Source organism: Halodesulfovibrio aestuarii DSM 17919 = ATCC 29578, from assembly GCF_000384815.1.
Lineage (GTDB): Bacteria > Desulfobacterota > Desulfovibrionia > Desulfovibrionales > Desulfovibrionaceae > Halodesulfovibrio > Halodesulfovibrio aestuarii.
This window is the reverse complement of sequence record NZ_ARQF01000017.1, coordinates 172,009-185,873: the sequence shown is the minus strand read 5'-3', so window position 1 is coordinate 185,873 and position 13,865 is coordinate 172,009. Positions and strand designations below refer to the sequence as shown.

The window sequence follows — 13,865 nt, the reverse complement described above, 5'->3', positions numbered from 1 at the left end:
CAAAGAGTTTCAAAGCGACGACAAAAGACCAGTTGTCTTCTGAAGTGCGAAAAGCGTTTTGCCTTATCTTACTTCAGGAGTCAACCTCTTTTTTGAATTACTTTCGAAGAAGTTGTCTTTCGTTTTTGCGTCGTTAATTGAAAATGAACAAGCTGTTTTGGTGCGACCCGTTTGGGCTGCTCCGTTGCAGCGAGAGACGTTCTATGCAAACCTGCCCTCTCCGTCAACATGTTTTTAATATTTTTTTAATGCTTTTTCTAAACAATCATCAGACTACATGGTAACATACTGATTTTACAAAATTACACTCATAATACTTTTTCAACATTTTCCCTTTGCAATAAGAAAAAGCGGAATGCCTTAGTCGACATCCCGCTTTTCCTGTAATTTTGTTGCTTATTACAACTCAGGAATCGTGATGTCACCAGCAGAAACCATTTCTTCGATCTGAGCAACGTCTTTGTCACCACGACCAGAAAGGCATACTATAAGAATCTGATCCTTATCCATCTGCGGTGCAATCTTCATTGCGTGTGCAAGGGCATGGGAAGATTCGATTGCAGGAATAATACCTTCGGTACGGGAGAGTGCAAAGAATGCATCCATTGCTTCTTTATCACTGATATACGCATATTCTGCACGACCAGCATCTTTAAGAAATGCGTGCTCTGGCCCTACACTCGGGTAATCAAGACCAGCAGATATTGAGTAAACTTCAGCAGCTTCGCCATTTTCATCTTTAAGCATGTAAGAATTGAACCCATGCATTATACCCGGCTCGCCGAGGCTCAAGGATGCTGCATGCTCACCATACTTAAGACCACGACCTGCCGGTTCTACACCAATAAGACGTACGCCTTCTTCTTCAATAAAATCTGCAAACATACCGATTGCGTTTGAACCGCCACCAACACAGGCGAGACAGCAATCCGGCAAACGACCTTCCTGCTCAAGAATCTGACGCTTTGCCTCTTTACTGATGATATGCTGAAATTCGCGGACGATTGTCGGGTACGGATGTGGACCTACTGCTGACCCAAGAAGGTAGAAAGTGTCTTCTGAAGATTGAACCAGTTCTGCCAACGCTTCATCAACTGCTTCTTTCAGCGTTCTCTGACCGCTGGTTGCAGCGACAACTTTTGCGCCCATCATCTGCATACGGAATACGTTGAGCTTCTGACGTTCAATATCAACTTCACCCATAAAAATGGTACATTCCATACCCATGAGAGCAGCCGTTGCAGCTGTTGCGACGCCATGCTGACCAGCACCGGTTTCAGCGATGATGCGTTTTTTGCCCATACGCTTTGCAAGTAAAATCTGCCCGATGGTGTTGTTAACTTTATGTGCACCAAGGTGGTTCAAATCTTCCCGTTTAAGGTAGATTTTTGCGCCACCAAGTCTTTCTGTAAGATTGGAACAAAGGTAGAGGGGAGTTTCGCGACCTGAGAACTGAGTCAAATAGTAATGATACTCTTTGATGAACTCAGGATCGTTGCGGTATTTTTCGAAAGCTGCTTCAAGCTCTGCAAGGACAGGCTTTAATGGTTCCGGAACGTACTGTCCGCCGTATTCACCAAAAAAACCCGCCGCTGAAACTTCGTTGTTCACTGCTGTAGACATAATGAGTCTCCTTAATATGTTACGGCAGTGCTTAGACCATAAAAAAAACCGCGGTCAGTTTGCACTACCGCGGTTTTAGTAAGTTCTACGTAATATTTTTACGCAGGCAATAACAATCCACGGCGCCTTTTACCAGCGCCACCACCAATTTCGAAGAGAAAGAATGGATGAATTGTTAGTTTTCTGCATGTCCAAACTGTAAGACTATAAGCTTTGTTCTGTCAATAAAATTTGTTTTGAAAAATACAAATCTAATTCGCACGCTTCATTAAAAACCAGAGAGCATTAAGCACCTGCATTGTGCCGCCCTGTCGATCTTTAAGCCACGCCGCAAAACGCTTCTGCACTACTTCCGGTTTTGCGGCTCGCTTAAGAATGCGCATGAGCTGATCGTAGACATCATCCACATTATCCATAGAGTACACCATCTTTTCATCGATGACGCCTTCTGCCCATTGAAAGTTATGGTAGCTGGTGCCGATAACGGGGTTCTTGCCAACCGCAAGAGGCTCAAGGAAATTCTGACCACCTAGTGGAGCAAGGCTGCCACCAACAAAAACTGCACGAGCAAGCTGATACGCATATCCCAGCTCACCAAAGGTATCCCACAAAATGACAGTTCCCGGAACAGGTGGCTCTGTAATCTGTGATCGAAGGACGAAAGGTAAATCTGTGCCGTTCAGCATCATTTCCCACACCCCAACTCGCTCCATATGCCGAGGAAAAAGCGCTATACTTGTCTTTGGACGGGCCTCTTTAAGACGGGTAACCAAATCAAGGAGATCAGACTCTTCTTCTTCACGAACAGAACCGAGCACAACAAGGGGGGTGTTCTTCTTAATAACTTTACCAATCAGCGGATTCTTACCTCGGATGCGACCAACAGAAACACTATCAAATTTAATATTGTTCATAGCATACACGCCCTGTTCTCCAAAAAGAGCCGCGTACCTGCGGGCATCTTTATCAGAAATAGCGTGAATCATTGCCGGTCGGATACGACGCCAGAATCCGGCAGTCGCTAGATACCCTGCAAGTGACCGCGGGTTCATTCGTCCATTGAAGACCGCGACTGGGGTATTTCGCACGGCACAGGCTGTCATAAGCCCCGGCCACAATTCTGTTTCCAGTAAAACCATGGTTTTCGGCGCTACCATTTCCACGGCACGCTCCATCACATGGGGCTGATCATACGGAAAATACCTTACGAGGATATCAAGATAACTTTTTTCTTTGGAAGCCCACTCTCTGGCTTTTTCTAAGACCTCAATCCCCTGCTTGGTACAAGAGGTAAGCAGGATGGTTAATTGTTGATCATCCGGCATCTCGCGCAGCATTTGCCATGCAAGATATGCCTCACCGCCGGAAGCGGCCTGAATCCACACATGTGCCCGTTTTGACCATCCGTAGGGCACAAGCCGCTGAGAAAGTCCATGCTTTAAACGTTTATTGCGATCAAGAAAAGGTCGGGCAATGCGCCATGCAGTTCCATAAGCTGCAAGCATCATATTGTGTGAGAATCCAAGGCTCATAGAGGCATCCTAAGTTTGAGAGTGAGTCCGCTAACAAATCCTTCAAGCAAATAATATAGACAGATGCACTGCAACGCTCCAAAACAGCACACCATAACTAATGAAGTGCTTTTCCAGAAACAATGCAGTGCATTTTTTTGCTATTTATTGTCGGTAAGGCCCAATTGAATCAACTTTGCAATAAGCGCGTCAAAAGAAAGCCCGACGGCAGCAGCCTCTTGTGGTAGCAGGCTTGTAGCGGTCATACCCGGAAGAGTGTTAACCTCCAACAGGTGTAAACTGCCATCTGGTGAGTAAATAAAGTCCGCGCGGCTGTACCCACTCAGTCCAAGGACTTCGTGAGCTTTAAGCGCAAAATGCTTTACCTTCGCAGTAATTGTTTCCGGCAATGGAGCCGGACAAATTTCACGAGCTCCGCCGGGGCGGTATTTTGCGTCGTAATCAAAAAAAGCTGAACCTTCCGCCGGTTCAATAAGAATAGGAGGCAGTGCAACTTGACCAAGCACACCGCAAGTAACTTCTACACCTTCGATCAACGGTTCAACAATCAGCTGACTTTCTGTAGCAAACAGGTGATCCAGAGATTCAGAAAGATGCTCATCGCTTGCAACACGGGAAAGCCCTAAGCTGGAACCGCCAGTGTTCGACTTGATAAATAACGGATAAGAGAATTTAGGGCGCCAGTCTTTTGAAGGACGCTTTGCCAGAAACTCCCATTCAGGAGTCGGCAGACCATTATCAAGAAAAACCTGCTTAGTGACTGACTTATTCAATGCAAGAAAAGATCCTGTGGAGCGACTCCCCTGAAACGGACAGCCTATGGACTCCAGCAGTGCCTGCACTAAGCCATCCTCACCGGGAGAACCATGCAGGTTAATAAACGCAAAGTCATGCTCCCTTGCGGCAGCAAGTAAACCGTCCAGAGAATGCTCCGGATCAAAAAATGTAACAGAGTGCCCAAGGCGCAGCAGCGCCTTATGGATGCCTTTTGCTCCATTCAGCGAAACTTCCCGTTCGCTAGACCATCCGCCTGCTATTAAAAGAATATTCATGTAACGAAATTCCTAATTGTTCGGAAAAGGCTCTCTCGATCTGCTCTGCGAGCACCTTTGCCTTCATTATATTAGCAATAATCCTGTCATTTCTTCCATACCGAACAACAAGATCTTCAAAGCGTTCATTAAGCGATACTACACTATCGTGCATCACCCGCTTATCTGCGTAGATAATCGCCAAAGGCAAAAAACACAATTCTGAATCAACAGGCCAATCCCAGTGAACATGGTGCACAACACCTTGAGCAACGTAAGGATTACCTGTTTCAGACAAAACTATTGAACCACCAATCCATGCATGGTCACCACCAAATTCTATGGTGTACGCTTTTGCGATATCATGCAAAAGCGCACTCGAAGCGATGCTTTCAATGGAAACGTCCAGCCCGCGCCGCACGCCCAGTTCTGCCAGCGCAATCGCAACATTTGCAACTTGCTCGCTATGCGCCCGAATATGCTCAGGCATTCTATATTTATTCCACAGAGCCGTGCACTCTGCTCTGGTCGGAATATGCCACTTCGGATTCACTGGAAAACGATGAAAAGGAAGGGTTTCACAAGGAACGCATTGCTTGCGTTGAGAATCTGACTGTGACCGCATAAAAACCTCTATGTATCCGGCAAGATAATTTCAAAAAAAGTCCGGCTTTCAACTTTTTGTAGCAAGCAGGCGAAAAAAAAGCAAAGACAGCTTGCATCATCGACTTTTTCCACCACATTGACACCACCAAACTGAAAGCGTAGCAGTATTCAGTGTGCGGATACCCTGCCGCGTCTATCCTATATTCCAACCTTGATAAGGATGTACACTATGAATGTATCTGATTCCTTTAAGGATCCAGAATTATGCAAAAAGCTTCTGGAGCAACTGCATAATGAACTCGATGCTCCTCTTCGCTTTATGGAAGTCTGCGGCACGCATACTGTAGCTATTTTTCAAAGCGGACTTCGCCAGTTACTACCTAAAGAAATCGTGCACCTATCCGGCCCCGGCTGCCCTGTGTGTGTGACACATGAAAGTGAAGTTGCTGCCTTCTTGGATCTGGCGGAAAAAGACGACGTCATTATTGCTACATTCGGCGACTTAATGCGTGTACCAGGCCCCAAGGGGCGCAATCTCAAGCTTGCTAAAGCTGAAGGGGCACGAATCGAAATCGTTTACTCCCCGCTGGATGCACTCAAGCTTGCTCAGAACAATCCCAATGACACCGTAGTATTCCTCGGAGTCGGGTTCGAGACCACCGCACCAACCATTGCTGCTTCCATCATGATGGCAAAACAGCAAAACATTGCAAATTTCAAGGTGCTTTCATTCCATAAACTGGTTCCGCCAGCACTCAAAGTGCTGCTTGACGACCCAGAATGCGCCGTAGACGCATTCCTTTTACCAGGGCATGTTTCCACCATTCTTGGCATGGAACCATACCACTTTGTGGCTGAACGCTACAACACCCCGGGCGTCATTACCGGATTTGATCCTGTAGATATTCTCGAATCTCTACTCATCATGGTTGAACAACGCAAAAAAGGCAAAGCATCAATTGTCAACCAATACAAACGCGCAGTATCTGATTCCGGCAACGCCAGAGCACGCGAAATTATGTTCTCTGTATTTGATGTAGCAGAAGCACAATGGCGCGGTGTAGGAACAATTCCAGATAGCGGTCTTGTTTTTAATGATGAATACGCAGAATTTGACGCTTTGAAAGCGCTGAATATTACACTGACCGAGGTGCCGCAAACCCCCGGTTGTAAATGTGGCGAGGTTCTTAAAGGAAAAATGCAGCCAAACGATTGCCCATTATTCGCCAAGGCATGCACTCCTGCAAAACCGGTCGGCCCTTGCATGGTTTCCACAGAAGGCAGCTGTGCAGCATACTTCAAATATCAGGTGACAGCATAATCATGAGCGAATCTACACTTCTTCTCGATCACGGAAGCGGAGGCATGGCCTCCAACCGTCTCATTGGCGACCTCTTTTTCAAGCACTTCGGCAACCCGATTCTTAACGAAATGAACGATGCTGCCCTGCTGGATATAACCGGCCCCATCACCATGAGCACCGACAGCTACACTGTTGATCCGATTTTCTTCCCCGGCGGCAACATCGGCACTCTTGCAGTACACGGAACCGTGAACGACGTAGCTATGCTCGGAGCTAAGCCACGCTATCTTTCCTGCGGCTTCATCATTGAAGAAGGCCTTAAAATGAGCACGCTGGAAAAAATTGTTATCGAGATGGCACAAGCTGCAAAAGAAGCGGACGTACTCATCGTCACCGGTGATACCAAAGTTGTCCCACGCGGCTGTGTCGATAAAATTTTCATCAACACGACCGGCGTCGGTGAACTCATTCTTCCTGAAGCCACCTCTGGCGCACACGCTAAACCAGGCGATGCAGTTCTTGTTTCCGGAACCATGGGTGATCATGGACTCACCGTCCTATCGAACCGCGAAGGGCTTAACTTCGCCACTGACGTTCAAAGTGACTCCGCGCCGCTCAACCACATAATCGAAGCACTCATCAACGAGATCGGTGACATCCACGTTCTGCGCGATCCGACCCGTGGAGGTCTTGCCACCACTCTCAACGAAATCGCCGGTCAATCCAAAGTCACCATCAAGCTTATAGAAAATCAAGTGCCCGTAAGAGAATCCGTTCGTAACGGCTGCTCTTTCCTCGGCCTTGACCCATTCTACCTCGCTAACGAGGGCAAACTCATCTGCATCCTTCCACAAGAGAAGGCAGAAGCAGCATTAACTCTTATGCGGACTATGAAATACGGCGAAGAGGCTGTGCAGGTAGGCACTGTGCTTGATCCTGAAAACTCCCCGGGTAAAGCCGGACAAGTTGTGCTTGAAACACCTCTCGGTGGCCATCGACTGCTCAACATGCTCGAAGGTGAACAACTGCCGCGTATTTGCTAACAGAGTGTTGTCTCCGACGGGCAAGGGCTCTGCCCTGCACCCGCAAGGGGGACGCCCCCTTGACCGCGACGTTATTGCGACCGCAGCTTGTTGTTTGCTTTTTCACACGCCTACGTTTCACGACCTTTCCTTAAAGAAAAAAGGGCTGTCCTGCTTATTGCAGGACAGCCCTTTTTTGTTCAACTCAATAAAGTTAAATCGCATAAGAACATAATCAACGAACGGTTGCCTAATAAAGTCCAGAACGTCGAGTACAAAAAATCAGAAATACAAACTACCAGTCGATCTCAGGTTGGTCGTGCTTGCGCAGCCATTCATTGGTAAGAATAAAATGATTACAGCCAAAAAAACCACGCGATGCAGAGAGCGGTGACGGGTGGGCTGCTTCGAGAATGCAGTGATCATTATCGGCGATGAGCGGACGTTTATCCTGTGCATGTTTCCCCCAAAGGAGAAAAACCAGATTTTTGCGATTACGGCTTATGGCTTTAATAATGTCGTCTGTTACGGCGTTCCAACCAAGCTTTGCATGCGACGCAGCTTGACCTTCTTGAACTGTCAAAGTCGCGTTTAAGAGAAGAACACCTTGCTTTGCCCAACGCATAAGGTTTGTTGAAACCTCTCGTTTGCTTCCACCATAAAACTCCGCATCAATTTCTTTAAAAATATTCCGGAGTGACGGCGGAAACTTTGCGCCCTCAGGTACAGAAAAAGCCAGCCCGTGAGCTTGCCCTGCCCCATGATATGGGTCTTGCCCCAAGATGACAACACGCACTTCATCAAACGATACAGCTTCAAGTGCTGAGAACACTTGATCTTCCGGCGGAAACACTGTGGTTGATTCGCGTAGTGTTGCCACTTTCTGCAAAATTCGCTCGTGCCTGCCCTCTTTAAAATACGGAACAGCTTCACACCAATCTTGCGGGATCATGAATGTATCCTCTCTTCTATAAAAAAGACGGACAGGCTTTCCCATCCGTCTTAGATTAATGACAAGTATTCAATAGCTTCGTAACAAGGCTTACGCGGTACAGTTACGACCTATATGCAAGACTGTTTACCTAATCGCAGTAGAGAGGGCGTCCCTTTCGCGAAGTGAAGGGGCAACTTTATGCCCGTCGGAAACAAAACCTTGCAGCCCTATCGGTGGCAACCTTTTAAAAAGCTATGCTTCCGGTGCATCCTCAAGTCCAAGCAACGCGGTTGCGAAATCGGCACCATTAAACGGCCTGAGGTCTTCCATTTTCTCACCAAGTCCAATGTAGGTGATCGGAATATTGAATTCCATTGCGATTGCCACAACAATACCGCCTTTAGCAGTACCATCAAGCTTGGTAAGGATAATCTCATCAAGATGCGCAACTTCATTAAACAGTTTGGTCTGTGACAGCGCGTTCTGACCGGTTGTTGCGTCAATAGTAAGAATAGTACGGTGCGGCGCACCTTCATGCTTTTTGCCAAGTACGTTGCGAATTTTCTGCAATTCGTCCATCAAACCGACTTTGGTCTGAAGACGTCCTGCTGTGTCCACGAACAAAAGGTCATAGCCACCTTCAACTGCTTTTTCTACCGCTTCATAGGCTACTGCTGCAGGGTCAGAGTTGGCGGCCTTAGCATGAATGTCAACACCGATACGGTCTGCCCATACTTGCAACTGTTCGATTGCGGCTGCACGGAAGGTATCGCCTGCAGCAATAAGTACTTTTTTACCCTGAAGTTGTGCACGATATGCAAGCTTGGCAATAGTGGTAGTTTTACCTACGCCGTTAACACCAACCATGAGGACAACCTCCGGCATGTTAACAGCAGTAATGCGAGGACCTGTTTTGAAAATTTCTTCCAGTTCTTCGCGCATAAATTCTTTGAATTTAGCAGGATCGTTTGTGCCTGCTTTACGCACACGCTCACGAAGACGCCCGACAAGCTTCATGGTCGGTTCGAAACCAACGTCAGACATAATAAGGATCTCTTCAAACTCTTCCCAGAAGGATTCATCAATTTCTGAGTGGGTTGCGAGTAATCCATCAATCTGCTTGGTAATCTGTTCTTTTGTTTTGGAAAGCCCTTCAGAGAGTTTCAGGAACAGTCGGGAACGTTCGTCTTCTTCATCTTCAAGATCAAGAGCGAGTGCTAAACGATACTGGAGCTCGGAACGGAAATCGCTGACGTAGTCATATTCCATATCATCGAGCCAATCTGCAAACTTAGCGATAAAAGCTTCTGCTTCATCTTTCGGTGCATCAAGAGCATCAAAGAAGAAACGAAGACGTTCCCAAAGAGGGTCGCCAACTTCTTCGATACCGTTGAGAACATGTTCAAGCCAGACGGAAAGTTTCGGTTCAGCACCGCGTAAGGCAACAGTAAGATCTTTCTGCCACTGTGGCTGGTCGTCTGTTACTAATGTTGCTGTTTCCGGCTTAGCTGGTTCAGCTGGCACTACAACAGGGGCAACGGATAGAGCCGGTTCTGGGGTCGGTTCTACTGTTGGCTCCAGCGGCTTCTCAGGAGCAGGCTCTACAGTTGTATCCGGCTCTACAAGCAATTCAGCCGGCTCGACCTCTTCTGTCGTCGCTTCTGATTTTTTAAGAATGAACTCAGGTTCAAGAGTTACTTCAGGTTCTGCGCTCACTGGTTCTTCAATAGGCACTTCTTGAACTGACTCTTCTTGTTCTGCTCGCACCTCTTCCACAGCATGTTCTTGCTCAATAGCAGGTTCAGCTACTTGAACTTGCACTTCTTCTACATGCTGTTCTTGCGGCGCAGTCTCTGCAGCTATCGATTCAGTACTCTCTGATTCTTCTTCCGCAATAGCTTCCACCACACTTTCTGGTGTTCCCTGCTCTGCCGGTTGAGAAGAATCTTCAGTTGTCCAAAGTCGTTTCAGCTTAGAAAAGAACCCCATAGTCCATCCTTTACATACCAGAGATCAAATTCCCTGTTGTTTTTTATCTTATAATTGAATCGGAATACTTTGCTTATTACTGCGCTGGAGTCAAGTCACCAAGGGGCTTAGAGAATTTTTTATATTGCCAAACTATTCTCTTCTCCAATTCATTGCAACACCACCATAAGTACATATCTACGCCTCATTATTGACTCTCTGCCCCAATTCTATAATATCTAAGCTTGCTGTTGCGGTACTCATTCTTTTGGTTTTGGGATTACAGGAGTGTATATGAAAGCCCCCATCTCTCGCACCCTTGCACGACTATTCTGCGACAATTCGCTCTCTCGCAGTTTATCACTGGGCATTACTGCTACATTCTGTGCGATGATTTTGCTGCTTGGCGTCTTTCACTACTCACAACTGTACCACTCAGCCCTTGATCAACTTGAGAAAAGTTCCGCCAGACGCTTCCAACGTCTAGCAGACACCCTCTCTTTACCTATCTGGAATGTTGACTATGACACTGTTAACAGAATCATTTCTATTGCCGCCGAATCCAACATTGCCGTAAGGATTCAAGTTGAAGAGCCTGACGGTACATTGATCGCAAAAAAATCAAGCGATGCATCTATACGTGCAGATAAAACAATCTCCAGTGATATTTATCATAATCATCAGCATATTGGCAAAGTTACAACAGACCTATCCTTTGCTGCTTTTAAAAAAAAACAGCAACAGCAATTAATCAACTATCTCTTTACCATTGGAATCTTGCTTCTAACCATTCTTATACTTACCCATCAACTGCTTGCGCTATATCTAAAAAAACCACTCGCACAACTGAGTCAAATGATAGACCAGTTACGAACCGGAACATACCCTGAGCATTATCCAAAGCTTCGCACCCGGGAAATTCAGCACATTGCTCTCAATTTTAAAGAAATGGCAAGACAAGTTTCATTACGAGAAGCAGAGCTTACCCAAATAAACACGCAACTCAATGAACATATAAGAGAAAGAAAGCACGTCGAGTATCAGTTGCTGACAAGTCAGGAACAGTTCAGCCTTATTGCCGCAAGCACAATGGACGGAATTCTTGACCGCTATTTAGGCCAGGACGTTCTACTGTACACACCTCGGTGGAAAGAGCTTCTGGGCTATACGGATGCTGAGTTAACAAATCATCTCTCTGTCTGGTTAGAAAAAGTCCATCCAGATGATCTGAAAAAGGTAACAGCCCTTGCAAATGGAGAAAAATATGACGCATCGGGGCGAATTGAACTGGAGTACCGAGTCAAACACAAGGACGGAGAATACCGCTGGTTCCTCGGGCGCGCTCAAATTATAAAAGATCAAAGCGAAGAACCGTATCGGATTGTTGGAATTTTCTCAGATATCACACTCAAAAAACGTGTTGAACAGCGTCTCCTTTCTACTAAAGAGATGCTCAAAAACATCATCAACTGCATGCCCTCTCTAATCGTAGGCGTAACAAGACAAATGACTGTGACACTCTGGAACGACACAATAGAAGACCGTACCGGAATCATAACCACTAACGCAGAAGGAAAGCGTTTCAGCCAGATAATACCGGAACTGACTTTCCTTGAACAGCATATTGAAAAATCGTTTGAGACTCTTACACCTATACACGTACCAAAATTTACTTCGATTCGAAAAGGTGTACTTGTCACCTATGACATCATTATTTTCCCTGTAAATATAGGTAATGACCATGTCGCGGTATTGCGAATTGATGACATTTCAGAACGTCTGCGTATGGAAGAGCGTATTATTCAGGCAGAAAAAATGGCTTCTATAAGCGGGCTTGCAGCAGGTATGGCACATGAAATAAACAACCCGCTCGGGGGAATTCTTCAAGGAGTACAAAATATTCAACGCCGTTTCAGCATTGACCTTGCTCCAAACATCCACATAGCTAAACAACTCAATCTTTCGCTGGATAAAGTGAATGAATACATGGAGCAACGGGAAATTTTCGGACTACTGGATGGTGTTTCAGAATGCGGAAAGCGAGCTGCGTCAATTATTGCGAACATGCTCGAGTTTTGCAGAGGCTCAGACACAAAACTCATCCCGTGCAACATACACTGCATCATTGATAAGTCCATTGAGCTTGCTGCAAATGACTACCACCTGAAAACACAACAAAATTTTAATCAGATTAAAATTATCCGTGAATTTGATAAAAATGTTTCACAACTGTCGTGTGCTCCACAAGAAATTGAACAGGTGCTGCTTAACTTGTTAAAAAACGCAGCACAGGCTTTTGCATCGGCTGTTCCGACAATTGAAAATCCAAAAATTGTCATTACAACACAGCAGACTGCATCCGGTGTTATGATTACCATAGCCGACAACGGCCCGGGAATGGGGGAAGACGTGCGCAAACGCATATTTGAACCATTCTACACGACAAAACCTGTAGGCGATGGTACAGGATTGGGGCTTTCAGTTTCTTACTACATTATTACCAACAACCACAGCGGGACTATTTCTGTCACAGCAGCACAGAATCAGGGAGCCACATTCACGGTCTGTCTGCCTCATGCAATGTAAGACAACAACTTAGACCAATACTGTCTCTGAAAGAAAAGCAAAACATAACGTTGGTCAAAAAAGTTGCTCATACAAAGCGCATTGTTAACCGGCTGGTTGGTCGGATGGAAATACGATGCACCGTGAGTAAATCGCAGACAAAAAAAGTGCACAATTTCCGGTGACCGGTATGTTCATGAGTTACCTCAGGAACCTTTGCTGTGCACGAACTTGGGGGCAACGATCCAACCCCACATCAAGGGCAACTCTATTTGCCATTATGAGGATACCGATTTTCCGTGACTTATACCCTCCTGTCGAGGTTATCCAACTCAAATCCTCAACCACGTTTCTGCGCAGACTGATGATCAGTCTTTATACCCTGTGCAATGACGTGCCACAGGGCTAGCGCGTTTGGCGGGATACGATGCGCGGCATCGATCTACACTTCTGAGACTTCTGGATAGCCCTTATCTAAACTCACCTAAGGACGACTCACAGCTCTCTTTACCTACTAATAAAGTAACACAGGACTGAAAACTGTCCAGAAGTTGTAGAATCACACGTTGCATCTATAACAATAAGCCCATTCATCGTATCATTTCCATGCGATACAGCTATCGCATTCAGCTACTCAGAATAACGCATCAGCACAAGTAAGGCATTGTATTTATAAGCATTTTACAAAAAAAACCTATAAAATATACATGCTCAAACGTAGCATAACAGAAAAGTAAAATATTTTTGACTTACGTATTGTCATGAGAGCTACAGGCGCGCTTCAAACATAACAATCTATAATAAATGAAATATTTTTCTCTTCTCATCATTTTTAATGAACCTTCCTTTCACGCATCCGCCCTCCCACAACTATCAAGTCACATGTTGGAACTGCAATCAGCGTATTAGCCAGAACAAGTTTCGTACGATCTTTGTTTTACTCTGAAGTTTTTTCTTTCCAAACCTCCCATGCATCATTTTTTCTATAGTTGTCTGAGAATTAGCGCCATTTTTTTGAGAGTCTCATATCTAAGAGCTTTCGCATTGTGCAAAATTTTATACTGTCTTTTCTAGGCTTACCCCCTTTGAGTACAATTTTTTCTACGGTTAGATTTCACAAGCAACTAACCCAAAAAACACAAACTATTGACTTTAAAGGACTTATTAATAATGCTGAAGATATCAAAAACTTGGCACACATCCTGCTATATAAAAAGTACTTCTTAAATTCACTAAAGACATATTTACGGCTTGAGGTGGCTCCTCAAGCCTTTGTCTTTT

At 45.6% G+C, this 13,865-nt stretch carries 9 protein-coding genes; 3 read left to right on the top strand and 6 right to left on the bottom strand.

Annotation, left to right across the window (positions count from 1 at the left end; genetic code table 11):
* Positions 1 to 399: 399 nt before the first annotated feature.
* From trpB to F461_RS0102950, 4 genes are all read right to left on the bottom strand, one after another.
* Positions 400 to 1,623, bottom strand: a complete 1,224-nt coding sequence (gene trpB, locus F461_RS0102965) for a tryptophan synthase subunit beta (protein WP_019999668.1) — start codon at positions 1,621 to 1,623, stop codon at positions 400 to 402.
* Positions 1,624 to 1,874: 251 nt separating this feature from the next.
* On the bottom strand, positions 1,875 to 3,155 hold the full coding sequence (locus F461_RS16910; protein ID WP_019999667.1) for a 3-deoxy-D-manno-octulosonic acid transferase: 1,281 nt from the start codon (positions 3,153 to 3,155) through the stop codon (positions 1,875 to 1,877).
* Between the two features lie 140 nt (positions 3,156 to 3,295).
* Positions 3,296 to 4,207, bottom strand: coding sequence for a D-alanine--D-alanine ligase family protein (locus tag F461_RS0102955; protein ID WP_019999666.1), 912 nt, complete (start codon positions 4,205 to 4,207; stop codon positions 3,296 to 3,298).
* Positions 4,173 to 4,676, bottom strand: coding sequence for an HDIG domain-containing metalloprotein (locus F461_RS0102950; RefSeq protein ID WP_143154845.1), 504 nt, complete (start codon positions 4,674 to 4,676; stop codon positions 4,173 to 4,175). Before F461_RS0102950 ends, F461_RS0102955 begins: the two co-directional genes overlap by 35 nt.
* Positions 4,677 to 5,021: 345 nt before the next feature.
* Here F461_RS0102950 and hypD point away from each other — a divergent pair, with 345 nt between their 5' ends.
* Both hypD and hypE read left to right on the top strand, forming a co-directional pair.
* A complete protein-coding gene (hypD, locus tag F461_RS0102945; protein WP_019999664.1) occupies positions 5,022 to 6,113 on the top strand; it encodes a hydrogenase formation protein HypD in 1,092 nt (363 codons plus the stop codon).
* A 2-nt stretch (positions 6,114 to 6,115) separates the two neighbouring features.
* Complete coding sequence (hypE, locus tag F461_RS0102940) at positions 6,116 to 7,138, top strand: hydrogenase expression/formation protein HypE (RefSeq protein WP_019999663.1); 1,023 nt, start codon at positions 6,116 to 6,118, stop codon at positions 7,136 to 7,138.
* 274 nt (positions 7,139 to 7,412) lie between these two features.
* On the opposite strand, the gene ung is transcribed toward hypE, so the two are convergent.
* Both ung and ftsY read right to left on the bottom strand, forming a co-directional pair.
* Positions 7,413 to 8,069 carry a uracil-DNA glycosylase gene (gene ung, locus F461_RS0102935; protein WP_019999662.1) on the bottom strand — a complete coding sequence of 219 codons (657 nt, stop codon included), beginning with the start codon at positions 8,067 to 8,069 and terminating at the stop codon, positions 7,413 to 7,415.
* A gap of 234 nt (positions 8,070 to 8,303) precedes the next feature.
* Positions 8,304 to 10,040 carry a signal recognition particle-docking protein FtsY gene (ftsY, locus tag F461_RS0102930; protein WP_019999661.1) on the bottom strand — a complete coding sequence of 579 codons (1,737 nt, stop codon included), beginning with the start codon at positions 10,038 to 10,040 and terminating at the stop codon, positions 8,304 to 8,306.
* Between the two features lie 273 nt (positions 10,041 to 10,313).
* On the opposite strand from ftsY, the gene F461_RS0102925 reads away from it, so the two are divergent.
* Entirely contained in the window at positions 10,314 to 12,605 is a 2,292-nt protein-coding gene (locus tag F461_RS0102925) for an ATP-binding protein (RefSeq protein WP_019999660.1), read from the top strand.
* The last annotated feature ends 1,260 nt before the right edge of the window (positions 12,606 to 13,865 follow it).

Coding starts and splice junctions, on each gene's coding strand:
- trpB (WP_019999668.1), bottom strand. CDS start 1,623: ATGTCTACAGCAGTGAACAACGAAGTTTCAGCGGCGGGTTTTTTTGGT.
- F461_RS16910 (WP_019999667.1), bottom strand. CDS start 3,155: ATGAGCCTTGGATTCTCACACAATATGATGCTTGCAGCTTATGGAACT.
- F461_RS0102955 (WP_019999666.1), bottom strand. CDS start 4,207: ATGAATATTCTTTTAATAGCAGGCGGATGGTCTAGCGAACGGGAAGTT.
- F461_RS0102950 (WP_143154845.1), bottom strand. CDS start 4,676: ATGCCTGAGCATATTCGGGCGCATAGCGAGCAAGTTGCAAATGTTGCG.
- hypD (WP_019999664.1), top strand. CDS start 5,022: ATGAATGTATCTGATTCCTTTAAGGATCCAGAATTATGCAAAAAGCTT.
- hypE (WP_019999663.1), top strand. CDS start 6,116: ATGAGCGAATCTACACTTCTTCTCGATCACGGAAGCGGAGGCATGGCC.
- ung (WP_019999662.1), bottom strand. CDS start 8,069: ATGATCCCGCAAGATTGGTGTGAAGCTGTTCCGTATTTTAAAGAGGGC.
- ftsY (WP_019999661.1), bottom strand. CDS start 10,040: ATGGGGTTCTTTTCTAAGCTGAAACGACTTTGGACAACTGAAGATTCT.
- F461_RS0102925 (WP_019999660.1), top strand. CDS start 10,314: ATGAAAGCCCCCATCTCTCGCACCCTTGCACGACTATTCTGCGACAAT.